The organism is Curtobacterium sp. PvP017 (assembly GCF_054060195.1).
The window spans coordinates 1-25,707 of the sequence record NZ_JBSSCY010000010.1 but is presented as its reverse complement, the minus strand read 5'-3'; the positions used below and the strand labels follow the sequence as shown (position 1 = coordinate 25,707).

General features: G+C 70.0%; 22 protein-coding genes. 8 read left to right on the top strand and 14 right to left on the bottom strand.

Annotation, left to right across the window (positions count from 1 at the left end; translation table 11 throughout):
• The first annotated feature begins 66 nt into the window (after positions 1–66).
• Complete coding sequence (locus ACVKXF_RS16230) at positions 67–1,293, top strand: AI-2E family transporter (RefSeq protein ID WP_396290426.1); 1,227 nt, start codon at positions 67–69, stop codon at positions 1,291–1,293.
• Here ACVKXF_RS16230 and ACVKXF_RS16225 read toward each other — a convergent pair.
• Both ACVKXF_RS16225 and dapE read right to left on the bottom strand, forming a co-directional pair.
• Entirely contained in the window at positions 1,272–2,516 is a 1,245-nt protein-coding gene (locus ACVKXF_RS16225; protein WP_456796348.1) for a hypothetical protein, read from the bottom strand. The genes ACVKXF_RS16230 and ACVKXF_RS16225 overlap by 22 nt on opposite strands.
• Complete coding sequence (dapE, locus tag ACVKXF_RS16220; protein WP_123313337.1) at positions 2,501–3,583, bottom strand: succinyl-diaminopimelate desuccinylase; 1,083 nt, start codon at positions 3,581–3,583, stop codon at positions 2,501–2,503. The genes ACVKXF_RS16225 and dapE overlap by 16 nt, the downstream gene beginning before the upstream one ends.
• Positions 3,584–3,715: 132 nt before the next feature.
• Here dapE and dapD point away from each other — a divergent pair, with 132 nt between their 5' ends.
• Positions 3,716–4,699: a 2,3,4,5-tetrahydropyridine-2,6-dicarboxylate N-succinyltransferase gene (dapD, locus tag ACVKXF_RS16215; protein ID WP_456796347.1), complete on the top strand. Its 984-nt coding sequence runs from the start codon at positions 3,716–3,718 to the stop codon at positions 4,697–4,699.
• Positions 4,700–4,774: 75 nt separating this feature from the next.
• Here dapD and ACVKXF_RS16210 read toward each other — a convergent pair whose 3' ends face one another.
• The 7 genes from ACVKXF_RS16210 to typA all read right to left on the bottom strand — a co-directional run bounded on the left by ACVKXF_RS16210 (position 4,775) and on the right by typA (position 12,855).
• Complete coding sequence (locus ACVKXF_RS16210) at positions 4,775–6,073, bottom strand: citrate synthase (RefSeq protein ID WP_123313623.1); 1,299 nt, start codon at positions 6,071–6,073, stop codon at positions 4,775–4,777.
• 107 nt (positions 6,074–6,180) lie between these two features.
• Entirely contained in the window at positions 6,181–7,335 is a 1,155-nt protein-coding gene (gene dapC / locus ACVKXF_RS16205; protein ID WP_456796346.1) for a succinyldiaminopimelate transaminase, read from the bottom strand.
• Between the two features lie 13 nt (positions 7,336–7,348).
• Positions 7,349–7,666 (bottom strand): ferredoxin, encoded by a 318-nt coding sequence (gene fdxA, locus ACVKXF_RS16200; protein ID WP_123313334.1) that lies wholly within the window; start codon positions 7,664–7,666, stop codon positions 7,349–7,351.
• Between the two features lie 35 nt (positions 7,667–7,701).
• Positions 7,702–8,892: a PIG-L family deacetylase gene (locus ACVKXF_RS16195; protein WP_456796345.1), complete on the bottom strand. Its 1,191-nt coding sequence runs from the start codon at positions 8,890–8,892 to the stop codon at positions 7,702–7,704.
• 19 nt (positions 8,893–8,911) lie between these two features.
• A complete protein-coding gene (locus ACVKXF_RS16190) occupies positions 8,912–9,454 on the bottom strand; it encodes a hypothetical protein (RefSeq protein WP_456796344.1) in 543 nt (180 codons plus the stop codon).
• Between the two features lie 218 nt (positions 9,455–9,672).
• A complete protein-coding gene (locus ACVKXF_RS16185; protein ID WP_456796343.1) occupies positions 9,673–10,866 on the bottom strand; it encodes an amidohydrolase in 1,194 nt (397 codons plus the stop codon).
• A 66-nt stretch (positions 10,867–10,932) separates the two neighbouring features.
• Positions 10,933–12,855, bottom strand: coding sequence for a translational GTPase TypA (gene typA, locus ACVKXF_RS16180; protein ID WP_222659974.1), 1,923 nt, complete (start codon positions 12,853–12,855; stop codon positions 10,933–10,935).
• Between the two features lie 121 nt (positions 12,856–12,976).
• Between typA and ACVKXF_RS16175 the strand changes: the two genes are divergently transcribed.
• The 3 genes from ACVKXF_RS16175 to ACVKXF_RS16165 all read left to right on the top strand — a co-directional run bounded on the left by ACVKXF_RS16175 (position 12,977) and on the right by ACVKXF_RS16165 (position 14,995).
• Positions 12,977–13,726, top strand: a complete 750-nt coding sequence (locus tag ACVKXF_RS16175; RefSeq protein ID WP_222659972.1) for a CPBP family intramembrane glutamic endopeptidase — start codon at positions 12,977–12,979, stop codon at positions 13,724–13,726.
• A gap of 21 nt (positions 13,727–13,747) precedes the next feature.
• The gene (locus ACVKXF_RS16170; RefSeq protein WP_456796342.1) at positions 13,748–14,227 is read left to right on the top strand and encodes a peroxiredoxin; all 480 of its coding nucleotides are present in this window, start codon (positions 13,748–13,750) and stop codon (positions 14,225–14,227) included.
• A 216-nt stretch (positions 14,228–14,443) separates the two neighbouring features.
• Positions 14,444–14,995, top strand: a complete 552-nt coding sequence (locus tag ACVKXF_RS16165; protein WP_456796341.1) for a hypothetical protein — start codon at positions 14,444–14,446, stop codon at positions 14,993–14,995.
• Positions 14,996–15,086: 91 nt separating this feature from the next.
• Here ACVKXF_RS16165 and ACVKXF_RS16160 read toward each other — a convergent pair whose 3' ends face one another.
• Entirely contained in the window at positions 15,087–16,805 is a 1,719-nt protein-coding gene (locus ACVKXF_RS16160; RefSeq protein ID WP_340197353.1) for an ABC transporter family substrate-binding protein, read from the bottom strand.
• A gap of 256 nt (positions 16,806–17,061) precedes the next feature.
• Here ACVKXF_RS16160 and ACVKXF_RS16155 point away from each other — a divergent pair, with 256 nt between their 5' ends.
• From ACVKXF_RS16155 to ACVKXF_RS16145, 3 genes are read left to right on the top strand one after another with little or no spacing between them, the layout of a single operon-like run.
• On the top strand, positions 17,062–18,042 hold the full coding sequence (locus tag ACVKXF_RS16155; RefSeq protein ID WP_456796340.1) for an ABC transporter permease: 981 nt from the start codon (positions 17,062–17,064) through the stop codon (positions 18,040–18,042).
• 3 nt (positions 18,043–18,045) lie between these two features.
• On the top strand, positions 18,046–18,984 hold the full coding sequence (locus ACVKXF_RS16150; RefSeq protein WP_111084973.1) for an ABC transporter permease: 939 nt from the start codon (positions 18,046–18,048) through the stop codon (positions 18,982–18,984).
• Entirely contained in the window at positions 18,977–21,148 is a 2,172-nt protein-coding gene (locus ACVKXF_RS16145; protein WP_340197352.1) for a dipeptide ABC transporter ATP-binding protein, read from the top strand. Before ACVKXF_RS16150 ends, ACVKXF_RS16145 begins: the two co-directional genes overlap by 8 nt.
• A 104-nt stretch (positions 21,149–21,252) precedes the next feature.
• Here the strand turns inward: ACVKXF_RS16145 and ACVKXF_RS16140 are convergent, their stop codons facing one another.
• The 4 genes from ACVKXF_RS16140 to ACVKXF_RS16125 form a co-directional block, all read right to left on the bottom strand.
• Entirely contained in the window at positions 21,253–21,759 is a 507-nt protein-coding gene (locus tag ACVKXF_RS16140; RefSeq protein WP_456796339.1) for a PH domain-containing protein, read from the bottom strand.
• A 65-nt stretch (positions 21,760–21,824) separates the two neighbouring features.
• Positions 21,825–23,567, bottom strand: coding sequence for a dipeptide ABC transporter ATP-binding protein (locus ACVKXF_RS16135; RefSeq protein ID WP_123313323.1), 1,743 nt, complete (start codon positions 23,565–23,567; stop codon positions 21,825–21,827).
• Entirely contained in the window at positions 23,564–24,514 is a 951-nt protein-coding gene (locus tag ACVKXF_RS16130) for an ABC transporter permease (protein ID WP_111084969.1), read from the bottom strand. Before ACVKXF_RS16130 ends, ACVKXF_RS16135 begins: the two co-directional genes overlap by 4 nt.
• A complete protein-coding gene (locus tag ACVKXF_RS16125; RefSeq protein WP_456796338.1) occupies positions 24,504–25,433 on the bottom strand; it encodes an ABC transporter permease in 930 nt (309 codons plus the stop codon). The genes ACVKXF_RS16130 and ACVKXF_RS16125 overlap by 11 nt, the downstream gene beginning before the upstream one ends.
• Positions 25,434–25,707 lie beyond the last annotated feature (274 nt).

The following is a 25,707-nucleotide window of genomic DNA, read 5'->3' as shown; positions in this document are numbered from 1 at the left end:
GAAACCGCCCAGGTTGGGGGTGTCGGATCGGCGGATCTTCGCGGGTTGCGTTCGTAACCTTGGCGGATGCCGAACATCCGCTCCACGCGCCGTCAGTCCCCCAGCGGACGACCCGAGCGGACCGCGCGGTCCGACGACGCCGTGCCCGCCGGCCTGCGGATCGGCGCGGCGTTCACCTGGCGCATCCTCGTCGTGGGTGCCGGGCTCGCGGTCCTCGTGGCCCTGGTCGTGCTGCTGCAGGACATCGTGGTGCCGTTCCTCATCGCGCTGCTGGTCTGCGCGCTGCTCATGCCGATGTCGTCGTTCCTGCAGCGGCACCGGTGGCCGAAGTGGACGGCGGTGCTGTCGAGCCTGGTGGCCCTGGTGCTGGCACTCGGCGGGCTCGCGCTGCTCGTCACCGAGCAGGTGCGGTCCGACCTGCCGTCCCTCGAACGCCGACTCCACCACAGCGTGCAGTCGCTTCGGACCCTGCTCGACAGTGAGCCGTTCGGGATCACGGCGAAGGACGTCGACGGATGGGTGTCGAACGGCTTCGACTACCTGCAGGCGCACGCCTCGACGATCCTGTCCGGGTTCCAGGCCGCCGGCACCGGCGCCGTGCACGTGCTCGAGGGGCTGTTCATCATCGTGTTCACGACGCTGTTCGTGCTCATCGACGGTCCGCGCATCTGGGGCTGGGTCGTCCGGCTCTTCCCGCGCCGTGCCCGCGCGCGCATCGACGTCGCCGGGCATGCCGGATGGAAGACCCTGACGAGCTTCATCCGTGTCCAGCTGGTGGTCGCCGTCACCGACGCCCTCGGCGTGACCATCGGCGCGCTCGCCCTGCAGATCCCCCTGGCGATCCCGATCGGCGTCGTCGTGTTCTTCGGTGCGTTCGTCCCCGTCGTCGGCGCGATCGTCGCCGGTGCGGTCGCGGTGCTCATCGCCCTGGTGTTCAACGGGTGGGTGCCGGCGCTCGTGATGCTCGGGATCGTGGTCGTGGTGCAGCAGCTCGAGAGCCACGTGCTGCACCCGTTCCTGACCGGTACCGCAGTGAAGGTGCACCCGCTCGGGGTCGTCCTCGGGGTGACCGCGGGCACGACGATCGCCGGGGTCGTCGGCGCGTTCTTCGCCGTGCCGTTCATCGCCACCGTCAACGCGATGGTCGTGGCGGCGGCGAACTGGCGGCCGGGTGACCCCGAACCGATGTCAGCGACGGTGCCGAAGCGCGAGCGGAGCGGCCCCGCTGCACGACTCCTGGCCCGCGCCCAGGCCCGGGAGCGCCGCGCCGATCACGGCGGGGTCCAGTCGTAGCCGTCGATCCACCAGCAGGAGTAGAGCCAGACCCACTGCAGCCCGACGAACGCCACCACGACGGCCACCCGGTACACGCGTGACCGCGGCAGCGCCACGATGCCGAGCAGCGGCGCGATCGGCACCAGGATGCGCCACGTGCTCGACTGCGGGAAGAACACGGCGAGCAGGTACACGACGTAGGCGATGCCCCAGAGCCGCAGCTCGATCCCGATCCGACATGCCGCGGGCATGCAGACGAACGCCGCGAAGCCGACGACCACGACGGCCAGCAGGATCCCGCCGGCCGGCTGGTGGAACCACCAGCCGAAGCCCTGGATCCACGGCGCGAACGGCACGAGTTCCTGCCACCCGACGTACGACGACCGCCAGGCGAGCTCGGTGTCGGTGTACGCCTTCGGGACCCCCGTGACGGCCCAGGCGATCGCCGGCCACGCCAGGCCCACCAACCCGGACACCACCGCGACCACGGCGGGCGGCACGAGCCGGCGCAGGGTGAGCGGCTCCGACGACCGCACCCACGCGGGCCGGATCGCCCATGCGCCGACGAACAGGACGACGAGCAACGAGAAGGCGAGCCCGGTCGGCCGGGTCATGCCGAGCAGCAGCACGACGGGCAGCATCGTCCACCACCGCCGGTCGACCATGAGCAGGAGCGCGACGAGCAACAGGAACAGCCCCATCGACTCGGCGTACGCCACCTGGAACATCGCCGACACGGGCGCGACGCAGAACAGCACGGTGGCGAAGGTCGCCCGTGCCGGGTCGAGGAAGCGCCCCATCAGGCGGCGGAACACGAGCGCAGCGCCGAGTCCGGCGAGCAACGACACCGACACCGCGACGAGTTCGAACGACGCTCCGGTCAGCAGCATGAGGCCGCGCACCAGGAACGGGTACGCCGGCATGAACGCCCACGCGTTTTCGGTCACGTGCCCCGCGGCGTCCACCGGCAGGGTCGACGGGTAGCCACCGGTCGCGATCACGCGGTACCAGGCGCCGTCCCAGACGGACGCGAACGACAGGTACGCCGGGTGCTGGACGGTGAACGAGTTCGCCGCCTGCACGCTCGCGAACGCCTGCATCATCAGTCCGGTGACGAACCGGGCGAGCACGTAGACGACGGTGATGCGGACCCACCACGGCACGACCCGGTACCGGGCGCGCCAGCGGGTGCGCGCAGGGGTCGGCCGGGAGACCCCGGCCGTCGTCAGGCCGTCAGCCACCGACGGAGGCCGGCCTCGACCGCAGTGATCTGCGCGACCGGGACCTGCTCGTCGTCGTGGTGGGCGAAGACGGGTTCACCCGGGCCGTAGTTGACCGCGGGCACCCCGAGCGCCGAGAAACGCGCGACGTCCGTCCAGCCGTACTTCGGACGGGGCTCCGGGCCACCGACCGCGGCCACGAAGTCCTGCGCGAGCGGGGCGTCGAGGCCCGGTCGGGCCCCGGCGGCCAGGTCGACGATCGTGACCTCGTACCCGTCGAAGAGTTCGCGGATGTGTGCGACGGCCTCGTCGGCGGAGCGCGAGGGCGCGAAGCGGTAGTTCACGTGCACCATCGCTTCGTCCGGGATGATGTTGCCCGCGATGCCGCCGCTGATGCCGACGGCGTTCAGGCCCTCGCGGTACTCGAGCCCGTCGACCGTGACGGTGCGGGGCTCGTAGGCGGCCAGGGTCGCCAGGATCGGCGCCGTCTTGTGGATCGCGTTGTCGCCGATCCAGCTGCGGGCGCTGTGCGAGCGCTTGCCGAACGTGCGGATCTCGGCGCGGAGGTTGCCGTTGCAGCCACCCTCGATCTGCGCGCCGGACGGCTCCCCCAGGATCGCGAAGTCGGCGGCCAGCAGCTCCGGACGGGTCCGGGCCAGACGACCGAGGCCGTTCAGCAGGTCGCTGACCTCCTCGTGGTCGTACCAGACCCACGTGACGTCGACGGAGGGCGCAACCAGGTCGTACGCGAGCTTGAGCTGGACCGCGCAGCCGGCCTTCATGTCCACGGTGCCGCGACCCCAGAGGATCTCGGTGCCGTCCTCGGCGGTGCGGAACTCGGTCGGCAGGTTGTCGTTGAGCGGCACGGTGTCGATGTGCCCGGCGATCACGACGCGGCGGTCGCGCCCGAGGTTCGTGCGTGCCACGATCGCGTCACCGTCGCGGATCACCTCGAGGTGCGACAGCGGCGTGAGCACCGCCTCGATCGCGTCGGCGAGGGCCTGCTCGTTCCCCGACACCGATTCGATGTCGCAGATGGCACGGGTGATGTCGATGGACGAGGCGGTGAGGTCGAGCTGCTCCGGCATGCGGTCACCTTATCGGCCGCCGCTTGCGTCGCGCTGGCCGACGGCACGGCGGTCCGGGAGGCACGGTGCCGGTCCGCAGCGTCCGTCCGGTCGGTCCGGTGCTCCCGTCCAGGGCGTCGGTACCCTGGTGCGGTGACCGACACGACCGCTGCCACCGACCCGACCGCCGCCGACCGCCCGACGCACGCCTGGGGCCACGGCCTCGCGACGATCGCCGCCGACGGCACGACGCTCGACACCTGGTACCCGGAGACGCACCTCGGCGCGCTGCCGACCGACGCGGAGTTCCCCGCCGAACTGCAGGTGCACGTGGGCGACGACCCCCGCCGCGAGGTCCGGATCGAGGCCGTCACCACCGAGGTCACCATCGACGCCGCACCGACCAGCACCGAGGACGCGTACCTGCGCCTGCACCTGCTCAGCCACCTGCACGTGCGTCCGAACACCATCAACCTCGACGGGGTCTTCGGGTACCTGCCGATCGTCGCGTGGACGAACGCCGGACCGGTGCACCCGGAGACCCTGACCCGCCTGCGCCCGTCGCTGCAGCGCGCGGGCATCGCCGTGCACGCCATCGACAAGTTCCCCCGCCTGCTGGACTACGTCGTGCCCGACCGCGTCCGCATCGGCGACGCCAACCGCGTCCGCCTCGGCGCGCACCTGGCACCGGGCACGACCGTCATGCACGAGGGCTTCGTGAACTTCAACGCCGGCACCCTCGGCGACGCCATGATCGAGGGCCGTGTCTCGCAGGGCGTCGTCGTCGGACACGGCACCGACATCGGCGGCGGGGCGTCCATCATGGGCACGCTCTCCGGCGGTGGCACGCACCGGGTCTCCCTCGGCGACCGCGCACTGCTCGGCGCGAACGCGGGCCTCGGCATCTCGCTCGGCGACGACTCCGTGATCGAGGCCGGCCTGTACGTCACGGCCGGCACGAAGGTCGTCCTGGTCGGCGCCGCCCCGAACCCGGACGGCACGCCGAAGACCGTCAAGGCGGCGGAGCTCTCCGGCGCCCCGAACGTCCTGTTCCGCCGCAACAGCATGTCCGGTGCGGTCGAGGCCCTGCAGCGCGCGGGCGAGGGCATCCAGCTCAACACCGCGCTGCACGCGTAGGACTCCACCGCGAAAGCGACAGGACCCCGCGAACCGTTCGCGGGGTCCTGTCGCTCTCGCGGAGTGGAGCGTGCGTCAGCGCGCGGGGAGGTCCCGCTTCGGGGCACCCACGTAGAGCTGCTGCGGGCGACCGATCTTGTTGAGCGGGTCGTTGTTCAGCTCGCGCCACTGCGCGATCCAGCCGGGCAGGCGGCCGATCGCGAACAGCACCGTGAACATGCGCGGCGGGAAGCCCATCGCCTTGTAGATGATGCCGGTGTAGAAGTCGACGTTCGGGTAGAGCTTGCGGTCGATGAAGTACTGGTCACTCAGCGCGATCTGCTCGAGCTCCTTCGCGATGTCGAGCAGGTCGTCCTGCACGCCGAGGGACTCGAGGACCTCGTCCGCCGACTCCTTGACGAGCTTCGCGCGGGGGTCGTAGTTCTTGTAGACGCGGTGTCCGAAGCCCATGAGCTTCACGCCGCGCTCCTTGTTCTTCACCCGCTCGACGAAGCGCTGCACGGGCTCGCCGGAGTCCTTGATCTGCTGCAGCATCTCGAGCACGGCCTCGTTCGCGCCGCCGTGCAGCGGGCCGTACAGGGCGTTGATGCCGGCGGAGATCGACGCGAACATGTTCGCCTTCGTCGAGCCGACCATGCGCACCGTCGCCGTGGAGGCGTTCTGCTCGTGGTCCTCGTGCAGTATGAGGAGCCGGTCGAGGGCCTTCGACAGCACCGGGTTCGGCTGGTACGTCTCGGCCATGGTGCCGAAGTTCAGGCGCAGGAAGTTGTCGACGAACGACAGGCCGTTGTCCGGGTACAGGAACGCCTGGCCGATGGACTTCTTGTGCGCGTAGGCGGCGATCACCGGCAGCTTCGCGAGCAGCCGCACGGTCTGCAGCTCGACCTTCTCCGGGTCGTCGACGTCCATGTCGTCCTCGTAGTACGTCGACAGGGCGCTGACGGCGCTGGACAGCACGGACATCGGGTGCGCCGAGTGCGGGAGGGCGTCGAACAGGCGACGGAGGTCCTCGTGCAGCAGGGTGTGACGACGGATGCGGGCGTCGAAGTCGGCGAGCTCGGACTCGCTGGGCAGCTCGCCGTAGATCAGGAGCCACGCGACCTCGAGGAACGTGCAGTTCGACGCGACCTGGTCGATCGGGTAGCCGCGGTACCGCAGGATCCCCTGGTCGCCGTCGATGTAGGTGATGGCGCTCTTGGTGGACCCGGTGTTCACGAACCCGTAGTCGAGCGTGTTCATGCCGGTCTGCTTCTTGAACGTCGAGATGTCCATCGTGGACGCGCCGTCGACGCTCGGCAGGATCGGGAACTCCGCGCTGCCGCCCGGGTACGTCAGCGTCGCGGTCTCGCCCGTCTGTTCGGCGGCGGGACTCACGGGCACGGGCGTCGTGGGCGGTGTGGCCGTCTTCTGAGCGTCGTTGGCAGTGTCAGTCACGATGACAGCCTAATCGCGGCGTCTGTCGCTCGTGCACACCTCGGAGGTCACGACTTGGTGGGAACCACCGATTGCGCTCCGGGCTGGGCGGTGCCGAGCCGTCGGCTGCTGGCGAGCCGCTGTGCCGCAGCTGCGATGCGCTCGTCGGTCGCCGTCAGGGCCACCCGGACGTGCTCTCCCCCGGCCACACCGTAGAACGTGCCCGGCGCGACGAGGATCCCGCGGTCGGCCAACCACGACACGGTGTCGAGCGCGGGTTCGCCGCGGGTCGCCCACAGGTACAGCCCGGCCTCGCTGTGGTCGATGCGGAAGCCGGCGCCCTCGAGTGCCCGTCGGAGCATGTTCCTGCGCGCACGGTAGCGGGCCTTCTGCTGCTGCACGTGGGTCTGGTCCGCGAGCGCCACGATCATGGCTTCCTGCACGGGCAGGGGCGGCATGAGCCCGGCGTGCTTCCGGACGGCGAGCACGTCGGCCAGGATCTCGGCGTCACCGGCGACGAAGGCCGCGCGGTACCCGGCCAGGTTCGACTGCTTCGACAGCGAGTACACGCTGAGCACGCCGTCGACCGAGTCGCCGACGACACGGGGATCGAGGATCGTCGGCGTCGGGGTGGTCGCGTACTCCGGGTCCCATCCGAGCTCGGCGTAGCACTCGTCGCCGACGATCACGGCGCCGAGCTCGCGGGCCCGGGCGACCGCGACGCGCAGGTCGTCGATCGAGAGCACGCGGCCGTCGGGGTTGCCGGGCGAGTTCAGCCACACCAGCTTCGTCGTCGACGGCCACGCCGCCGGGTCGTCCGAGGCGAGCGCGTCCGCGCCGACCAGGGCGGCCCCGAGTTCGTAGGTCGGGTAGGCGGCCGCCGGGAACACCACGGTGTCGCCGGTGCCGATGCCGAGCCAGAGCGCCAGACCGGCGATGAACTCCTTCGAGCCGATCGTCGGCAGCGTGTGCGCCTCGGTCAGGGTCACCCCGTGCCGGCGGCCGTACCAGTCGGCGATGGCCTGCCGCAGGGCCGGGGTGCCGGCGACCTGCGGGTAGGCGTGCGCGTCGGTGGCATCGGCGAGTGCCCGTCGGACGATCTCGGGCGTCGGGTCGACGGGCGAACCGACGCTCAGGTCGACGATGCCGCCCTCGTACTCCGCCGCTCGCTGCTTGAACGGGACGAGCTGGTCCCAGGGGAAGTCGGGCAGGTCGAGCGCCACGTGCGTGTCCGGCTCAGCCGCGGGGCGGTTCGGCCATGATGACCGGGTGGTCCTTGTGGATCACACCGACCTTCGCGGCACCACCGGGCGAGCCGACCTCTTGGAAGAACTCGACGTTGGCCTTGTAGTAGTCGGCCCACTCGTCGGGCAGGTCGTCCTCGTAGTAGATCGCCTCGACCGGGCAGACCGGCTCGCACGCACCACAGTCGACGCACTCGTCGGGGTGGATGTACAGCGACCGGTCGCCCTCGTAGATGCAGTCGACGGGGCATTCGTCGATGCAGGCGCGGTCCTTGACGTCGACACAGGGCTGGGCGATCACGTAGGTCACGGTTCGGGTGCTCCCTTCGACGAGCGGGTTCGAGTCTACTCGCGGCCCGGGGCCGTCCGGGACCGCAGCCCCGACAGGTCCGGCCACGCGAGCACCAGGGCGGCGATGACGGCGGGTGCGAACGTCCAGACGTACCCGGCGGCGTTCGCCAGCACGAGCGGCGAGCCCTGCCCACCGACCGAGACGAGCACCTGCGTGGCGACGAGGATGCCGATGCCGATCGCGGCGACCATGGCCCGCGACCGGTACAGCAGCCGGATGCCCACCGTGAGCCCGACCACGAGCAGCGTGGTGATCACCATGCCGATCGGGAACGCGGCGGCACCGATGGTCTGCTGGTGCGTCACCGTGCCGAGTCCACCGGTGACGAGCCCGAGCACGAGCGCGACGGCGACCGCCGCGACCTTGCCCTGGCCGGACATCTCGGCGTAGGTCTGCGGTGCCGGGGGCTGCGGGTCGGCGTCGTGCCGGAAGGCCTCGACCGCAGGGGCGTGCTGGCGGACGCCGTGCGGCATCACCCACGACAGCGCCGTCGGGTCGGCGGGGTCCACCGGGTCGACCGTCACCTGCGAGCGGTACTGCTCGACGGCGGCGCGCACCTTCGCCCGCACCGGCAGGACGTCGACGGTGACGTCGACGTCTCCGTCGTCCGGGGCGACGATCATCGAGAACGCGACCTCTTCCGCCCGGGCCGCGTACCGGGCCGCGTGGTGCACGCGCACGTGGTCGGGGTGGCCGTACCCGCCGTCGTCGGCGTAGCTCACGACCGCGTCCGCCCCGGTGGAGCGGATCGCGGCACGGACGTCGTCGACGACCTCGCCGAGGTCGGCGGCGGTCAGCGAGTCGGCGGGGGCGTCGTCGGCGGCGGTCGCCCGGCCGTCCGGTCCCCACTGCATGCCGGAGTCGACGTACCGGCGTTCCGGCAGGTCGGTCGGACGCGCCCCGCGACCGCCGAGCCACAGGTGCACGGGGCCGCCGAGGGCCGCGAGCGCCGCGTCGATCTCGGTCTCGCGGTGCGCGGCGACGCGCTGCGCGTCACCGGCGAGGGGCGCGAGCCGCTCGGTGAGCATCTCGCCGCGCTCACCACGGGTCGCCGTCAACACGGTGACCTCGGCGCCGAGCTCGAGCAGGGTGGCGATCGTCCCCCCGGACGACAGGGTCTCGTCGTCGGGGTGGGCGTGCACGAACAGGACGCGCTCGGGGCGCGTGACGGAGGCCTTCGACATCGCCCCCAAGGGTACGGGACTAGCGGGCCGTGACGATGTAGGTCGCGGTGACGCCGTCGTCGCCGTCCGAGAACGTGAGCACGACGCGGTACCCGTCGCTGCGGAACATCCCGAACGCACTCGACGAGTCGGCGCGCTTCGCCGACTCGGTGTACCCGGCGTCGGCGAGCTGCTGGGCAGCGGCGGTGAAGTCGTCGACCGACCCGGCACGCACCTGCACGACCCACCCGGAGCCGTTCGGACCCGCTCCCCCGCCGAGCACCGTGCCGTCGACGAGCGGCACGTCGGACGACGGGAAGCCCTCGGGCACCTTGCCGTCGGAGGTCACGTTCGCGCCCTTGAGCGCGGTGTCGAGCGCGCCGTCGATCCCGCCCGCGACCGAGGACATGCCGTCCTGGATCGCCTTGCCGTCGATGCCGGCGACGCCGTCCGCGACCGTCGAGGCGACCGAGGACCCGAGGTCCGTCGCCTGCTCGACGGCGTCGGACGAGCAACCGGTGAGTCCGGCCAGGGCGATGCCGGCGGCGACGGCGGCGATCAGCGGGGTACGGAGGGAACGCATGCGCCGACGGTAACGGGTGAGCCGGGAGGCACGGCGCGAGTTGGCTGTGAACGTCCTGTCCCCGGGACGGTCACCCGCGCGGCGGGGCCGCCCCGCGCCTCCCGTCCGCCCTTCGCGCCCGTCGCGCGTACTTGGCCGGAACGGGCGTACCTGGTCCTTCGTTTCGACCAGGTACGCCCGTTCCCGCTTCCTACTGCCCGCGCAATGGGAAGGAAGCGTCAGGCGACGTAGGCGCGCGTCGCGGCGACCAGTGCGTCGACGCCCACCGGGATCGCGGTCTCGGCCTGCGGGGCGTAGAACGGCGAGTGGTTGCTCGGGATGTCCTCGCCACGGCGGAACAGCTCCGGGTCGGTGATGCCCGTGAACCAGTACACGAGCGGGACGCCCGCCGCCGTCGCGAGCTGACCGACGTCCTCCGACGCCATCGCCAGGCCGATCTCGAGCTCGCGCGCTCCCGGCACGGCAGCGCTCACGGCCGCGAGCACCCGAGCGGCGGATTCGGCGTCGTTCACCGTCACCTCGGCACCCGGCGACCGCACGATCGTCGGCTCGGGGAGGCCACCAGCGTCGCTCTCCGCCCGGACGATCCGCTCGATCGACGCGATGATCCGAGCGCGGGTCTCCTCGTTGCGGGCACGCGTCGAGATCTCGATGACGGCCTGGTCGGGGATGATGTTGGCGCGGGTGCCGGCGTGGAAGCTGCCGACGGTGACGACCCCGGCGTCGCTCGGCGAGACCTCGCGCGACACGACGGTCTGCAGCCGGACGACGGCGGACGCGGCGGTGACGACCGGGTCGAGGGACGCCTGCGGTGCGGAACCGTGGGCCCCGCGGCCGTTGAACGTGACCGTCAGTCGGTCGCTCGACGCCATCACCGGACCGGAACCGATCGCGACGATGCTGACGGGCGCCGGAGCCGAGTGCTGACCGAGCACCACGTCGGGCTTCGGGAACCGGTCGACCAAGCCGTCCTCGACCATCGCGCGGGCGCCGGAGATGACCTCCTCCGCCGGCTGGAAGACCGCCACGACCGTGCCGTGCCAGTCGTCCGTGGTCGCCGCCAGGCGCTCGAGCGTGCCGAGCAGCCAGGTGACGTGGATGTCGTGGCCGCAGGCGTGCATCGTCGGGACGTCGTTGCCGTCCTCGTCGGTACCGCGGTGCTGGCTGGCGTAGGGCAGACCCGTGCGCTCCTGGACCGGCAGGCCGTCCATGTCGGCGCGGAGCCACACCACCGGGCCCTCGCCGTTCGCCAGCACGCCGACGACCCCGGTGCCGCCGACGCCGGTGGTCACCTCGATGCCACCGATCTCGGCGAGCCGGTCGGCCACGATGCCCGCGGTGCGGTGCTCCTGGAAACCGAGCTCGGGGTGGGCGTGCAGGTCCTGGTACAGCGAGAGGAGGTCGAGAGTCACGGCATCCACCGTAACCCCCGACCTCCTCAGGTCGTGCTCTTGCTGACGCGACGCGTCGCTTGCTGCTTACGCGTCCTGACGCTTCAGGCGGGCGTACGAGCGCTGGCGGGCCTGCGCGTCGAGCTCGACCTTGCGGATGCGGACGACGGCCGGGGTGACCTCGACGCACTCGTCCTCGCGTGCGAACTCCAGGCACTCCTCGAGGGAGAGCTGGCGCGACGGCGTCATCGACTCGAAGGAGTCGGCGTTCGCCGAACGCATGTTCGTGAGCTTCTTCTCCTTCGTGATGTTGACGTCCATGTCGTCGGCGCGCGAGTTCTCACCGATGACCATGCCCTCGTAGACCTCTTCGGTGGGGTTGACGAAGAACGTCATCCGCTCCTGCAGGTTCGTGATGGCGAACGGCGTGACGACACCCGAGCGGTCGGACACGATCGAGCCGTTGATGCGGGTCTGGATCGGGCCGGCCCACTCGTCGTAGCCGTGCGAGATCGCGTTGGCGATACCGGTGCCGCGGGTCTCGGTCAGGAACGACGTGCGGAAGCCGATCAGGCCACGCGACGGGACGATGAACTCCATGCGCACCCAGCCGGTGCCGTGGTTCGTCATGTTCTCCATGCGGCCCTTGCGCGCCGCCATGAGCTGCGTGATCGCGCCGAGGTACTCCTCCGGCGTGTCGATCGTCATGTGCTCGTACGGCTCCTGCAGCTTGCCGTTCTCGTCACGCTTCGTGACGACCTGCGGCTTGCCGACGGTGAGCTCGAAGCCCTCACGACGCATCTGCTCGACCAGGATGGCGAGCGCGAGCTCACCACGGCCCTGGACCTCCCAGGCATCGGGGCGACCGATGTCGAGGACCTTGAGCGAGACGTTGCCGATGAGCTCGCGGTCGAGGCGCTCCTTGACCATGCGGGCGGTCAGCTTGTGGCCCTTGACCTTGCCGACGAGCGGGCTGGTGTTCGTGCCGATCGTCATCGAGATCGCCGGGTCGTCGACCGTGATGGTCGGCAGCGGACGGACGTCCTCGGGGTCGGTCAGCGTCTCACCGATGGTGATCGTGTCGAAGCCGGCGACGGCGACGATGTCACCGGGGCCCGCCGACTCGGCGGGGTAGCGCTCGAGCGCCTTGGTGATGAGGAGCTCGGTGATGCGGGCGTTCGCGACGGTGCCGTCGTGCTTGACCCACGCGACCGTCTGGCCCTTCTTCATCGTGCCGTGGAAGATGCGCAGCAGCGCGAGGCGACCGAGGAACGGCGACGCGTCGAGGTTGGTGACGTGGGCCTGCAGCGGGTGCTGGTCGTCGTACTTCGGCGCGGGGACGTGCTGCAGGATCGCCTCGAACAGCGGCTCGAGGTCGTCGTTGTCGGGCAGCGAACCGTCGGCCGGCTTGTTGCGCGACGCGGCACCGGCACGGCCCGAGGCGTAGACCACGGGGACGTCGAGGATCGCGTCGAGGTCGAGGTCGTCGACCTCGTCCGACAGGTCGGACGCCAGGCCGAGGAGCAGGTCCTGCGACTCGGAGACGACCTCGTCGATGCGGGAGTCGGGGCGGTCCGTCTTGTTGACGAGCAGGATCACCGGGAGCTTGGCGGCGAGCGCCTTGCGGAGCACGAAGCGCGTCTGGGGCAGCGGGCCCTCGGACGCGTCGACCAGCAGCACGACGCCGTCGACCATGGACAGGCCGCGCTCGACCTCGCCACCGAAGTCGGCGTGACCCGGGGTGTCGATCACGTTGATGGTGATGGGGCCGTCCGCGCCGAACTCGGTCGCGTGCTTGCCGTTGTAGAGCACCGACGTGTTCTTCGCGAGGATCGTGATGCCCTTCTCGCGCTCGAGGTCGTTCGAGTCCATCATGCGGTCTTCGCCCTCGAAGTGGGCGTCGAACGAGTTGGTCTGCGTGAGCATCGCGTCGACGAGGGTGGTCTTGCCGTGGTCGACGTGTGCCACGATGGCGACGTTGCGCAGGTCGGACCGGGTGGCGAGCGCCATACAGGACATCCTTCAATTTCTGGGAGAGTGTCGGGCCAGTGATTTGACAGCACCGCACCCGTGGGCAGAACGCCCGACACGCCAGTCTACCGGTAGTTCGCAACCGACAGGAGTACTCCGCATGAGCCGACGGCGAACGTGGGTCGAGATCACGATCGTGCTGCTCCTGTCGCTCGGTGCCAGCGCGCTGTACTCGATCCTGCAGATCATCGACGACCTGTCGCAGACGACCCCGCTCGGTGAGCAGTCGACGGCGCTCAACACGTCGTCGACGACGGTGCAGTACGTCGACCTGGCCCGGCAGTTGCTCGGCATCGCGGTGGACCTGGCGCCGGTCGCGCTCGTCTGCTTCCTGCTGTGGAGCACCTCGCGGCCGCACCTGGCCCGGCTCGGCATCGACCGCTTCCGCGTGAAGCCCGACCTGGGCGGCCCGGCGCTCATCGCACTCTGCATCGGGATCCCGGGGCTCGCCCTCTACTTCGCCGGGCGCGCCCTCGGCATCACGGTGGACGTCGACCCGGCCGCCCTGAACTCCTACTGGTGGACGGTGCCGGTCCTGCTGCTGTCGGCGATCCGCTCCGGCCTGCAGGAAGAGGTGATCGTGATCGGGTACCTCTACGCCCGGCTCGGTGACCTCGGGTGGGGCCGGTGGCAGGTGATCCTGTCGACGGCACTGCTGCGCGGCAGCTACCACCTGTACCAGGGCTTCGGTGCGTTCGTCGGCAACGCCGTGATGGGCATCGTGTTCGGCTGGATCTACACGAAGTGGGGCCGGCTGATGCCCCTGATCGTCACGCACTGCCTGCTCGACGCCGCGGTGTTCATCGGCTACCCCTGGGTCGCGAACGCGTTCCCCCAGCTGTTCTCCTAGACGCACCCCTACCGTGAGCACATGAGCATCCCCGAGGTCGGCGAGTCCGCGCCGACGTTCACCCTGCCGGGCATGATCGTCCGCGACGGGGTACGGACCGACGACGAGTACGACCTGTCGTCGGAGATCGGCCGGACCGTGGTGCTCGCCTTCTACCCCGGCGACGCGACGGCCGTGTGCACCGCGCAGCTCTGCAGCTACCAGGCCGAGCTCGACGAGTTCGACGACCTCGGCGCCGTGGTGTGGGGCATCAGCCCGCAGGCCCTCGACTCGCACGAGACGTTCGCGCGCGGTTCCTCGCTCACGTTCCCCCTGCTGAGCGACACCGCCGGCTCGGTGATCCGCGACTACGGCGTGCGTGCGCTGGGGATCGGACTGCGCCGGTCGGTGTTCGTGATCGGCCCGGACGGGGTCGTGCGCTGGCGGCACGTCGGCCTGGTCGGCCTCCGGTTCCCGAAGGCCGAGACGATCCGCGAACAGATCGAACTGCTCGTCTCGTGACCGGATCCCGCGACTGACGCTGTTCCCGGCGTGGGGGTTTCCCGAATCCGTCGCCATGGGGTATTGACACCCGAACTGGGGGCGACGACCATTGTCCGCACGAGAGGTCCGAACAGGATCTGCCTCCCCGGGGAATCGGGTCGTCCGGAGATACGCGCTGGTGTGTCACACCCGCTCCCCGGGCGTTCCCGGGGAGGCATCTCGTAACCTCGTCCGGTGCACACCACCATCGTCGCCCCGGGTCTTCGCCGCCTCGCCCTCGTCCTCTGGGTCGTCGCGGTGGCGCTCGTCCCCCTGGCGCTGCTCGGTGGCAGCAACCCCTGGCTCGTGCCGGTCCCGAGCATCTGCATCGCGTTCGTGGCGTGGGCCGCGCTCTGGCGTCCGCGCATCGAGCTGACGCCCGATCACCTGCGGATCGTGGACGTCCGCCGCACCAGCACCTACACGTGGTCGCGCGTCACCGAGGTGCGCACCAAGTACGGCATCGAGGTCGTCTCGAGCGAGGGCGTCCGCCGCGTGTGGATCGCGACCCGCCCGACCGCGCGGCTCACCGCGCAGGTCCAGGGCCGACCGGGAGGCCCGGATCACCTCGACGTCGACGCTGCGGCCGCGCTGGTGCTGGCCCCCGTGCCCGCACCGGCACCGCAGGACGGCCCGCCTCCGGCGACCGTCGTCGCGGCGCCGATCACCCACCGGGTGCACGGTCGGACGATCCTGGCGTTCGTCGTGCTCGGGATCGCGGCGTCGCTCGCGGCGGCCCGGCTGTAGATCCCGACGTCCACTCCCCCGCCGACGCAGAACGACACCCCCGACGTCGTGCGACGTCGGGGGTGTCGTTGCGGGTCGTGCGACCGCGGGACTACTTGGTGTAGCCCACGTCCTGCCACTTGACCGAGTACTGCTGGAACTGCGCGGGACCGTAGTTCACGAGGTCCTTGCGGACACCCCAGGCGTACGGCTCGGCGAACAGCGGGATGGTGCCGGCGACGGCGACGATCTTCTTGTCGATCGCCTGCGCGTCCTTGATGCGGGCATCGGGGTCGAGCTCGGCGTTCGCCTTGTCCCATGCCGCGCCGAGCGAGTCGTCCGTCACACCGGTGTAGTTCTGGCCGGCGTCGGCGGGGTAGTAGATCGACTTGAGCGACGAGATCGGGAACGGCGTGCCCTGCCACGCGAAGTACGTGGCGTCGAAGTCACGGCCGTCGGTGGTGATGTACTTCGTGAAGAAGTCGTCCGAGGGCACGGTGTCGATCGTGACCTTGAAGCCGGCGAGCTTCGTCTGCTGCTGCACGAGCTGCGCGACGTTCGCCGAGTTCGGGTTGTCCGACGGGATCACGAAGCGGACGTCGAGTTCCTTGCCGCCCTTGGTCGCGTAGCCGTCCGAACCGACCTTCCAGCCGGCGTCCTCGAGCTTCGACTTCGCCTTGTCGGTGCTGTAGCCGTAGACGCTCGACACGTCGTCCTGGTAGCCCTCCTGGCCAGGCAGGTACGTCAGGTTGTTGAGCACGTCACCCGGGCTCTTCACCGGCGACAGGATCGCCTGGGCGAGGACCTTGCGGTTGATGGCCTGCGCGAACGCCTGGCGCACGTCCTGGTCCTTGAAGACGTCGGAGGTGCCGTTCAGCGTGATCTGCCGCTGCGTGGTGCCGAGGGAGCGCTCGATCTTCGAGTCCGAACGAGAGTTCGCCGTCTTCAGGTTGTCGGCGCTGCCGTTCAGGTTGAACGCGTCGAGTTCCTTGTTGCCGTACGCCTGCGCGACACCGTCACGCGAGACCGTCTTGAAGACGATGGTGTCGAGCTTGCCCTCGTCGCCCCACCACTTCGGGTTCTTCTCGAAGGTGAGGACGCCGCCGTTGGCGTCGAAGGACTTCACGATGTACGGGCCACCGGAGACGTAGGTCTTGCCGTCAGCGGCGTACGGACCCTTGGCCCAGGCCGTGTTGAAGTGCTCGGGGGTGTCGACGGCCCAGTACGGGTAGATGGTGCCGAGGACGCTCGCCCAGTCGGCGTTCGTCTTCGAGAACGTCATGATGACGTCGCGCTCGTCCGAGCCCTGCTTGACCGAGTCGACGTCCTCCCACACGTTGGTGGCGAGGGGCGCGAAGGCCTTGTTCGTGCCGTTCAGCGCCTTCCAGTTGGCGATGACGTCCTTCGCGCTGATCGGGGTGCCGTCGGACCACACGGCCTTCGGGTTGATCTTGATCTCGACGGTCTGGGGCGAGTCCTTGGTCAGCTCGACCGAGGTCGCGAAGTCCTTGTTCGCCTCCCACTCACCGTTCTCCTTGAACTGGATGAAGCTCGGCAGGTAGGTCCCGGAGATCGCCTGGTCGTCGACGGTCCCGGAGTCGAGGTTGTTGATCTGGAAGTTCGCCGGTGCGGTGTCGATCGGCAGGGTGATCGACCCGCCGTCCTTGACGTCCGCGCGGTCCGCGACGGTCCAGCCGGTCGACTTCAGCGACGACTCGGCGACTGCGGAGCTGCTGTTGCCCGCCTGTCCACCGCCGGAGCAGCCGGCCAGCACGACGGCCGCAGCCGCAGCGGTGGCCAGCACGGCGATGCCCTTGATCCTCTTTCGCATGGCGAGGATTCCCTTTCGTTGTGGTTCGCGCTCTTCGCGCTGGAACGCGACGACCCCCGCCGCCACGCCTGTTGGTTGAGAACCCTAGTCACATCCGAAGGCTCCACAAGGGTTGATGTGGGGAATCGAAACATGCTCGTAACGAATGTTGCATAGCGTCACTTCCGATGTCCCACCCGCCCGCCGCGAACGGCTAACCTGTCGCCACCGACAACGCCGTCCGGACGGATGGCCGCACCCCACGAGGTCCCAGTACATGCTTGCCTTCATCGCAAAGCGGATCGTCAACTACATCGTCCTGACGATCGTGGCGACGACCCTCGGTTACATCCTCGCCAGCACCACGCTGAACCCGGCTGCCCGGTTCCTGGGCCGCAACCCGGCCGTACCGCAGGGCACGATCGACGCGTCCCTGCGGAAGCTCGGCGCGGATCCGGACACCCCGCTGATCGTCCGGACGTGGACCTGGTGGTCGAACCTCGTCACGCACGGGTCGCTCGGCATGAGCACGCGCGGCACCGAGGTCACGGCCGACATCGTCGCCCGCTCCGGGACGAGCCTGCGTTTGCTGGTCATCGGCACCCTGCTCGGCGCGATCCTCGGGGTGCTGCTCGGCGTGTGGAACGCCGTCCGCCAGTACCGCACGTCGGACCAGGTCTCGACGTACCTGTCGTTCGCGGTGCTCGCCACCCCGACCTTCGTCATCGCCGTCGTCCTGATGATCCTGGCGACCGCGATGAACCAGGGCCTCGGCACCCAGGTGATCCGGTTCACGGGTGAGTACACGCCGGGCGTGAACGGGTTCTTCCCGGTGCTCGGCGACCGGCTGATCCACCTGCTGTTACCCACGATCTCGCTGACCATCGGCGCCGTCGCCACGTACTCGCGGTACCAGCGCTCCGCGATGCTCGACGTGCTGTCGAACGACTTCATCCGCACCGCGCGCTCGAAGGGCCGGACGCGCGGATCGGCCATCTTGCGCCACGGCGTCCGCGTCGCCCTCATCCCGATGTCGACGTTCTTCGCGTACTCGTTCGGGCTCATCCTGACCGGCGCGAGCATCACCGAGCTGGTCTTCAGCTGGCACGGCATGGGCGAGTACTTCGTCCAGGGCATCACCAACAACGACATCAACGCGGCATCGGGCACGATCCTCTTCACGGCGATCCTCGTGCTCATCGCAGGAACCCTCGCGGACCTGCTCTACGCCGCGCTCGACCCGCGAGTGAGGGTGTGACCCGTGTCTGTTCTCGACCCGACAACCACGACCACCGCCGGTGACCCCGGTGACGGCAACGCCGGTGTCCCGGCGCACGTCATCGAGGTCAAGGGCGGCCGCACGCCGCTCTGGCGCAAGGTGTTCGGCACCTGGCGCGCCCGCATCGGTGGTGGCGCGCTGCTGCTCATCCTGCTGTGGGCCTTCGTCGGCCCGCACCTGTACCACTGGAACGCCGTCGACTCCGACGGTCTGGCGTTCGGCATGCCGCCGAGCGCGGCGCACTGGTTCGGCACGAACGACATCGGCCAGGACATCTACGCGCAGACGCTCGTCGGCCTGCAGAAGTCGCTGCTCATCGGCCTCATCGCCGGTCCGGCCGCGACGCTGATCGCCGGCATCGTGGGTGCGATCGCCGGCTACTTCGGCGGCACGGTCGACCGCGTGCTCGTGTGGGTCATCGACCTGCTGCTCGTGATCCCGTCGTTCTACGCGCTCGTCCTCCTCAGCCCGGTGTTCAAGAACCTGACGTGGGTGGCGCTCATCGTGGGCCTCGCGGTGTTCAGCTGGATGGTCATGGCCCGGGTCATCCGCGGCCAGACGATGTCCCTGCGCGAACGCGACTACGTCAAGGCTGCCCGGTTCATGGGCGTGCCGGCGTTCACGATCATCCGACGGCACATCCTGCCGAACGTGGCGTCCCTGCTCATCATCGACGCGACGCTCGGCGTCGGGGCCGCGATCCTGGCGGAGAGCTCGCTGAGCTTCTTCGGCTTCGGCATCCAGATCCCCGACGTCTCGCTCGGCACCCTGCTCGCCGCGGGCAGCCAGTCCGCCGTCACCCGCCCGTGGCTGTTCGTCCTGCCCGCCGCGACCCTCGTCGCGACCGTGCTCTCGACCAGCCTGCTCGGCGACGCCCTGCGCGACGCCATCGACCCCACCTCCGGAGCCAACCGTGACTGAGCCGCTGCTGACCGTGTCCGACCTGTCGGTCACGTTCAACCCGAAGACCAAGCCCGTCTACGCCGTCCGCGGGGTCGACTACACGGTGGCCCCCGGCGAGTTCCTCGGGATCGTCGGCGAGTCGGGCTCGGGCAAGTCGGTGTCCTCGATGGCCGTGATGGGCCTGCTCCCGTCGTCGGCCCAGGTCGAGGGCAGCATCCGCTTCGACGGTCAGGAGCTCCTCGGCAAGAACGACCGTGAGATGTCCCGCCTGCGCGGCGGCGACATCGCGATGGTGTTCCAGGACCCGCTGTCCGCCCTGACGCCCGTGTACACGATCGGCCAGCAGATCGTCGAGGGACTGCGACTGCACGACCGCTCCCTCACCCAGCACGCCGCCCGCACCCGCGCCGAGGAACTCCTGCGCGTCGTCGGCATCCCGAACCCCGCACGACGCCTCGACGCGTTCCCGCACGAGTTCTCCGGCGGCATGCGCCAACGCGCGATGATCGCCATCGCCATCGCGAACGACCCGAAGCTGATCATCGCCGACGAGCCGACCACCGCGCTCGACGTCACGATCCAGGCGCAGATCCTCGACGTGCTGCAGACGGCGAAGGACATGACCGGCGCAGCCGTCGTGCTCATCACGCACGACCTCGGGGTCGTCGCCGGCAACGCCGACCGCGTCGCCGTGATGTACGCGGGCCGCATCGTCGAGACGGCACCGGTCGAGCCGCTCTTCCGCGAGCCGGTCATGCCGTACACGATCGGGCTCCTCCGGTCGATGCCGAACATGACCGCGGCCCGCACCGAACGGCTCGTCCCGCTCGAGGGCCGCCCGCCCCTGCTCACGCAGAAGCCGACCGGCTGCCCGTTCGCCGACCGCTGCCCCGCCGTGATCGACGCCTGCCGCGACGGCGAACCGGCGCTCATCGCGCCGACCATCACGCAGGCCGGTGCCGGCGCCATCACGAACGCCGGCGGTGACACGGTCGCCGACATCGCCACCGGCGCCGCGGTCTCCGCGCCCGCCGTGCTCGTCGACCACACCGCCGCGTGCATCCGTCGCGACGAGATCGCCGCGGGCACCCTCGAACGGTCGGAGATCTTCCCCCGGCCCGACGACGTCCCCGAGGCGACGATCGACCACGGCGACGACGTCGTCCTCGAGCTCACCGACGTCGTCAAGACGTTCCCGCTCACCAAGGGCGCGCTCTTCCGTCGGCAGATCGGCGAGGTGCACGCGGTCGACGGCATCTCGTTGACGCTCAAGCGCGGGCAGGTGCTCGGGCTGGTCGGCGAGTCCGGCTGCGGCAAGACCACCACGATCATGGAGATCCTCGAGCTCGCCGGCGCCCAGCAGGGCACCATCCGGGTGAACGGCGTCGACACCGCGTCGCTGTCGAAGAAGGACCGCCTGGCGATCCGCCGCGACATCCAGGTCGTGTTCCAGGACCCGATGGCGTCGATCGACCCCCGGCTCGACATCGGTTCGGTGATCGGTGAGCCGCTGACGGTGCACGGCGTCGCGAAGGACGAGATCCGGCGACGGGTCCGCGAGGTCCTCGAACTCGTCGGGCTCGAGCCGAGCTACATCGACCGGTACCCGCACGAGTTCTCCGGTGGCCAGCGGCAGCGCATCGGCATCGCCCGCGCGCTCATCGTCGAGCCGAAGATCCTGGTGCTCGACGAGCCGGTGTCCGCGCTCGATGTCTCGGTGCAGGCGGGTGTCATCAACCTGCTCGAGGACCTGAAGCACCGCCTCGGCCTGTCGTACCTGTTCGTCGCGCACGACCTGTCCGTCGTCCGGCACATCGCCGACGACGTCGCGGTCATGTACCTCGGGCGCATCGTCGAGTACGGCGACGGCGACAAGGTGTTCTCCGACCCGCAGCACCCCTACACGCGGGCCCTGCTGTCGGCCGTGCCGGTGCCGGACCCGTCCGCCGAGGCCGCCCGCGGTCGGATCCTGCTCGACGGCGACCTGCCCTCCCCCACCGAGCGCATCGACGGCTGCCGGTTCCGCACCCGCTGCCCGCTCTACCAGCTGCTCGACGAGGGCCGGCAGGAGCAGTGCCGCACGGTGGACCCGCGCCTGCAGGACGTACACGGTCGCGGCGTCGCCTGCATCCAGACCGACCAGGAGCACCTGCTCACCGAGCGGGTCGGCGCGGTCGTCTGAGGACGCTGGTCACGTGGTGGACGTGACCAGCAGACGGACGGGAGGCCCGGTACCAGCTGGTACCGGGCCTCCCGTCCGTCGTGTCGTCGCGATCGCGAGCCGCGTCAGGCTCCCAGCCACAGGCTGAGCAGCGAGACCACGAGGAGCGCCAGGGCGACCGCCCCGACGAGCACGGCGGGGCGGTCCCAGCCACGCACGACGTCGCCGCCCGCGGGGTCGTCACGCCGCTCCGCCCAGCGGTCGAGCAGCACGACCATCTCGTCCGGCTGGCGCAGCACCGCACGCTCACCGCGCCGGGCCGGTTTCGGCCGGGGCAGTGACGGGCCGCCCCAGCACTGCAGGCGACGGCCGGCGACCGTCTCGATGACGATCTGCCAGCGGAGCGTGACGTCCGCGACCGCGTGCCACGGCACCACCGTGCGGCGGAGCGGGTTGACGACGGTGACGGCCGTGTCGTCGATGCGGATGCACGGCCGGTAGGTGAGCACCCACAGGACCCAGACCAGGCCGGCGATCGGACCGACGGCGTCGAGCACGACGATCCAGCTGCCGCGTACCGCAGCGTCGACCAGCAGGAAGAGGCCCAGGACGGCGACGAGGCCGGCCGCCACGGCGCCTCCGCGACCAGCGCGGAGGACGACGGGACGACCGGCCTCGTTCGTGGTGTCCAGCAGGATCAGCGTCCGAACTCGAACCCGGCGCCCGGGATGGCAGCCAGGAGGTCCTTCGTGTACTGCTCCTTCGGGGCGGCGAAGACCTCGTCGGTCGTCGCCTTCTCGACGATCTTGCCCTGGCGCATGACGCACACGTTGTCCGCGACCAGGCGGACGACCGCGAGGTCGTGCGTGATGAACAGGTACGTCAGGCCGAGTTCGGTCTGCAGCTCCGTCAGCAGGTCGAGGATCTGCCCCTGCACGAGCACGTCGAGCGCGGAGACGGCCTCGTCGAGGACGATGACCTCCGGCTTGAGTGCGAGCGCGCGGGCGACGGCGATGCGCTGCCGCTGCCCACCGGAGAGCTCGTTCGGGTAGCGGTTGACCATCGACTTCGGCAGCGCGACCTGGTCGAGCAGCTCGAGCACGCGGGCCCGACGCGATGCCTTGTCGCCCACCTTGTGCGTGGAGAGCGGCTCGGCGATCGTGTTCCCGACGTTGTACATCGGGTCCAGGGAGCCGTACGGGTCCTGGAACACCGGCTGCACGCGGCGGCGGAAGTCGAAGAGGTCCTTGCCCTTCAGCGCGCCGATGTCGATGCCGTCGAACTGCACGGTGCCGCTCGTGATGCTCTCGAGCTGCAGCACCAGCTTGGCGACGGTCGACTTGCCCGAACCGGACTCGCCGACGAGCGCCGTGGTGGTGCCCTTCGGGATCGCGAAGGACACGTCGTCGACGGCCTTGAGCTCGCGGGTGGCGAGGCTCTTGCCGCGCAGCTTGTAGACCTTCTCGAGGTTCTTCACCACGATGAGGTCCTCGGCGGGACGGTGCTCGCGCTCCTGCGCCCGGGCGATGAGCTCGGCGTCGTCGCTGCCGGCGTCGGCGATCTCGACCCGCTCGTGCTGCACCTTCGACTGGATGCGGCGGCTCGCGAGCGAGGGCGCCGCGGCGACGAGGCGCTGCGTGTACGGGTGCTGCGGGTTCGCCAGGATCTCCTTGGAGGGACCGGCCTCGACGACCTGGCCCTTGTACATCACGACGAGCTTCTCGGCCCGCTCGGCGGCGAGGCCGAGGTCGTGCGTGATGAACAGCACCGAGGTGCCGAAGTCGCGGGTCAGGCTCTCGAGGTGGTCGAGGATGACCCGCTGGACGGTGACGTCGAGCGCACTCGTCGGCTCGTCCGCGATGAGCAGCTGCGGGCGGCTCGACAGACCGATGCCGATGAGCACGCGCTGCCGCATGCCGCCGGAGAACTCGTGCGGGTACTGCTTGAGACGGTTCGAGGCGTCGCCGAGGCCCGCCTCCTTCAGGACCTCGATCGCACGGTCGCGGACGGCCTTCTTGCCGGTGGCCATGCCGTTCGCACGGATCGCCTCCTCGACCTGGAAGCCGATCGACCACAGCGGGTTGAGGTTCGACATCGGGTCCTGCGGGACGTAGCCGATCTCCTTCCCGCGGATCTCGGACATCTCCTTGTCACTCAGCCCGACGAGCTCACGCCCGTTGAACTTGATCGACCCGCCGGTGACCTGGCCGGTGCCGGGCAGCAGCTTGATGATCGCCTGGGCGCTCGTCGACTTGCCGGAGCCCGACTCGCCGACGATCGCGAGGCGCTCGCCCTGCTCGAGGGTGAGGTCCACGCTCCGCACGGCCTGCACGAGACCGGACTGCGTCTTGAACCCGACCTGCAGGTCGCGGATCTCGAGCAGCGGGGCACCGCCGGCGTTGGTGCGTCGGCCGGTGGGGTTGGTCAGCGTCTCGCTCATCGGCGGGCCCTCGCCTTCGGGTCGAGCGCGTCGCGCACCACGTCACCGAGGAGCAGGAACGCGAGCACGGTGATGGACAGCGCGGCCGACGGCCAGAAGATCGTCGACGGGTTGGTGCGGATCGACGTCTGCGCCGTTCCGATGTCGAGACCCCAGCTGAGGGCCGACGGCGGCAGTCCGATGCCGAGGAACGACAGGGTCGCCTCCGCCACGATGAACGTGCCGAGCGACACGGTCGCGACCACGATGACCGGGGCCAGCGAGTTCGGGATGACGTGGCGCACGAGCGTCTTGAACCGGCTGACGCCGAGGGCCGCCGACGCCATGACGTAGTCGGCCTGCTTGGCGCTCAGCACGGCGCCACGCATGATGCGGGCGATCTGCGGCCATGCGAACGCCGCGAGCACGAGCGCGACGGTGATCGCGTTCCGCGCGGGGATGACCGACATGATCACGATCGCACCGAGCACGGTGGGGATCGAGAAGAAGATGTCACCGATGCGGGACACGATCGTGTCGAGCCAGCCGCCGTAGAAGCCGGCCAGCGCGCCGATCACGATGCCGACGAGCGACACCAGGACCGTCGCGACGATGCCGACGATGAGCGAGTTCTGGGCACCCCAGATCACGCGGGCGTACACGTCGGAGCCCTGACGCGTGAAGCCGAGGATGTGCCCGGCCTCGGGTCCGCCGTCGCTGTTGTCGAGGTTCGACGCACGCGGGTCGACGTGGGCGAAGAGGCCCGGGAAGACCGCGACGACGATGATCAGCAGGATCAGGATCGAGGAGATCCAGAACGTCGGGCGGGTCCGCATGGACTCCCAGGCGTCGGTCCAGAGGGAACGGGTCTTCTCGTCCTCGTTGACCTGGTCGATCGCCTGCAGGGGCGTTTCCTCGAGCGGGGCGACGAAGTGCGTCGCCGAGCGGGGTGCGGCGTTACTTGGCATAGCGGATCCTCGGGTCCAGGACGGCGTAGAGCAGGTCCACCAGGAGGTTGGCGAGCATGAAGATGATGACCATCACGGCGACGAAGGAGACCACCGTCGGGCCCTCGCCGAGCTTGACGGCGCGGAACACCGTGCCGCCGACACCGTTGATGTTGAAGATGCCCTCGGTCACGATCGCGCCGACCATCAGGTTGCCGATGTCGACACCCAGGTAGGTCACCACGGGGATGAGCGAGTTCCGGAAGATGTGCGCGCCGACGACACGACGACGGGGCAGGCCCTTCGCGGTCGCGGTGCGCACGAAGTCCGCCGTGGTGTTCTCGGCCACGCTCGCACGGGTGAGCCGCACGATGTAGGCGAAGGACACCGACGCGAGCACGATCGCCGGCAGCACGAGCTCGTCCCACGGCGCTTGTCCGGACACCGTGACCCGGAACAACCCGAGCTTGATGCCGAACACGTACTGCAGCACGAACCCGACGACGAAGGTCGGCACCGAGATGAGCAGCAGCGACACGACGAGCGCGGTGGCGTCGAACAGCTTGCCCTTGCGCAGACCCGCGATGACGCCGACGACGATGCCGGCGACGGCCTCGAACACGAGCGCGAGGATCGCCAGGCGCGCGGTGATCGGGAACGCCGAGGCGAGCTGCTGGCTGACCGGCAGGCCCGAGTAGGTCACGCCGAGGTCGCCGCGGAACACGCCGCCGATCCAGAGCAGGTACTGGACGATGAACGGCTTGTCCAGGTTGTACTGCTGGCGCAGGGTCTCGATGACCTGCGGCGACGGCTGGCGGTCGCCGAACAGCGCTGCGATGGGGTCGCCGGGCAGCGAGAACACCATGAAGTAGATGAGGAACGTGGCCCCGAAGAACACGGGGATGAGTTGCAGGAGGCGCTTGCCGAGGTACCAGAGCATCAGATCCCTGCCCGGTCCGGAGCGATGTCGATCAGGTTCATTGTGGTGAGGGGTGGACGTTCCGAGGGTCGGCACGGATGTCCGGCACGGGCGGCGGCGCCCGATGTGGTGGGGGAAGGTGTTGCCGCCGAGGTACGGGGGTGGGGGGGGCCGGGGGGGGGCCCCCCCCCCCCCCCCGGGGGGGGGGGGGGGGGGCGGGGGGGGGGGCGGGGGGGGGGGGGGGCGCGCCCCCGGGGGGGGGGGGCGGCGGGGGGTTCGACGCCCCCCGCTTGCA

Excerpts from the sequence above, each read along its gene's own strand:
- ACVKXF_RS16230 (WP_396290426.1), top strand. The coding sequence starts at position 67 with ATGCCGAACATCCGCTCCACGCGCCGTCAGTCCCCCAGCGGACGACCC.
- dapE (WP_123313337.1), bottom strand. The coding sequence starts at position 3,583 with ATGCCGGAGCAGCTCGACCTCACCGCCTCGTCCATCGACATCACCCGT.
- ACVKXF_RS16195 (WP_456796345.1), bottom strand. The coding sequence starts at position 8,892 with ATGTCGAAGGCCTCCGTCACGCGCCCCGAGCGCGTCCTGTTCGTGCAC.
- ACVKXF_RS16190 (WP_456796344.1), bottom strand. The coding sequence starts at position 9,454 with ATGCGTTCCCTCCGTACCCCGCTGATCGCCGCCGTCGCCGCCGGCATC.
- typA (WP_222659974.1), bottom strand. The coding sequence starts at position 12,855 with ATGGCGCTCGCCACCCGGTCCGACCTGCGCAACGTCGCCATCGTGGCA.
- ACVKXF_RS16175 (WP_222659972.1), top strand. The coding sequence starts at position 12,977 with ATGAGCCGACGGCGAACGTGGGTCGAGATCACGATCGTGCTGCTCCTG.
- ACVKXF_RS16170 (WP_456796342.1), top strand. The coding sequence starts at position 13,748 with ATGAGCATCCCCGAGGTCGGCGAGTCCGCGCCGACGTTCACCCTGCCG.
- ACVKXF_RS16160 (WP_340197353.1), bottom strand. The coding sequence starts at position 16,805 with ATGCGAAAGAGGATCAAGGGCATCGCCGTGCTGGCCACCGCTGCGGCT.
- ACVKXF_RS16155 (WP_456796340.1), top strand. The coding sequence starts at position 17,062 with ATGCTTGCCTTCATCGCAAAGCGGATCGTCAACTACATCGTCCTGACG.
- ACVKXF_RS16135 (WP_123313323.1), bottom strand. The coding sequence starts at position 23,567 with ATGAGCGAGACGCTGACCAACCCCACCGGCCGACGCACCAACGCCGGC.
- ACVKXF_RS16130 (WP_111084969.1), bottom strand. The coding sequence starts at position 24,514 with ATGCCAAGTAACGCCGCACCCCGCTCGGCGACGCACTTCGTCGCCCCG.
- ACVKXF_RS16125 (WP_456796338.1), bottom strand. The coding sequence starts at position 25,433 with ATGCTCTGGTACCTCGGCAAGCGCCTCCTGCAACTCATCCCCGTGTTC.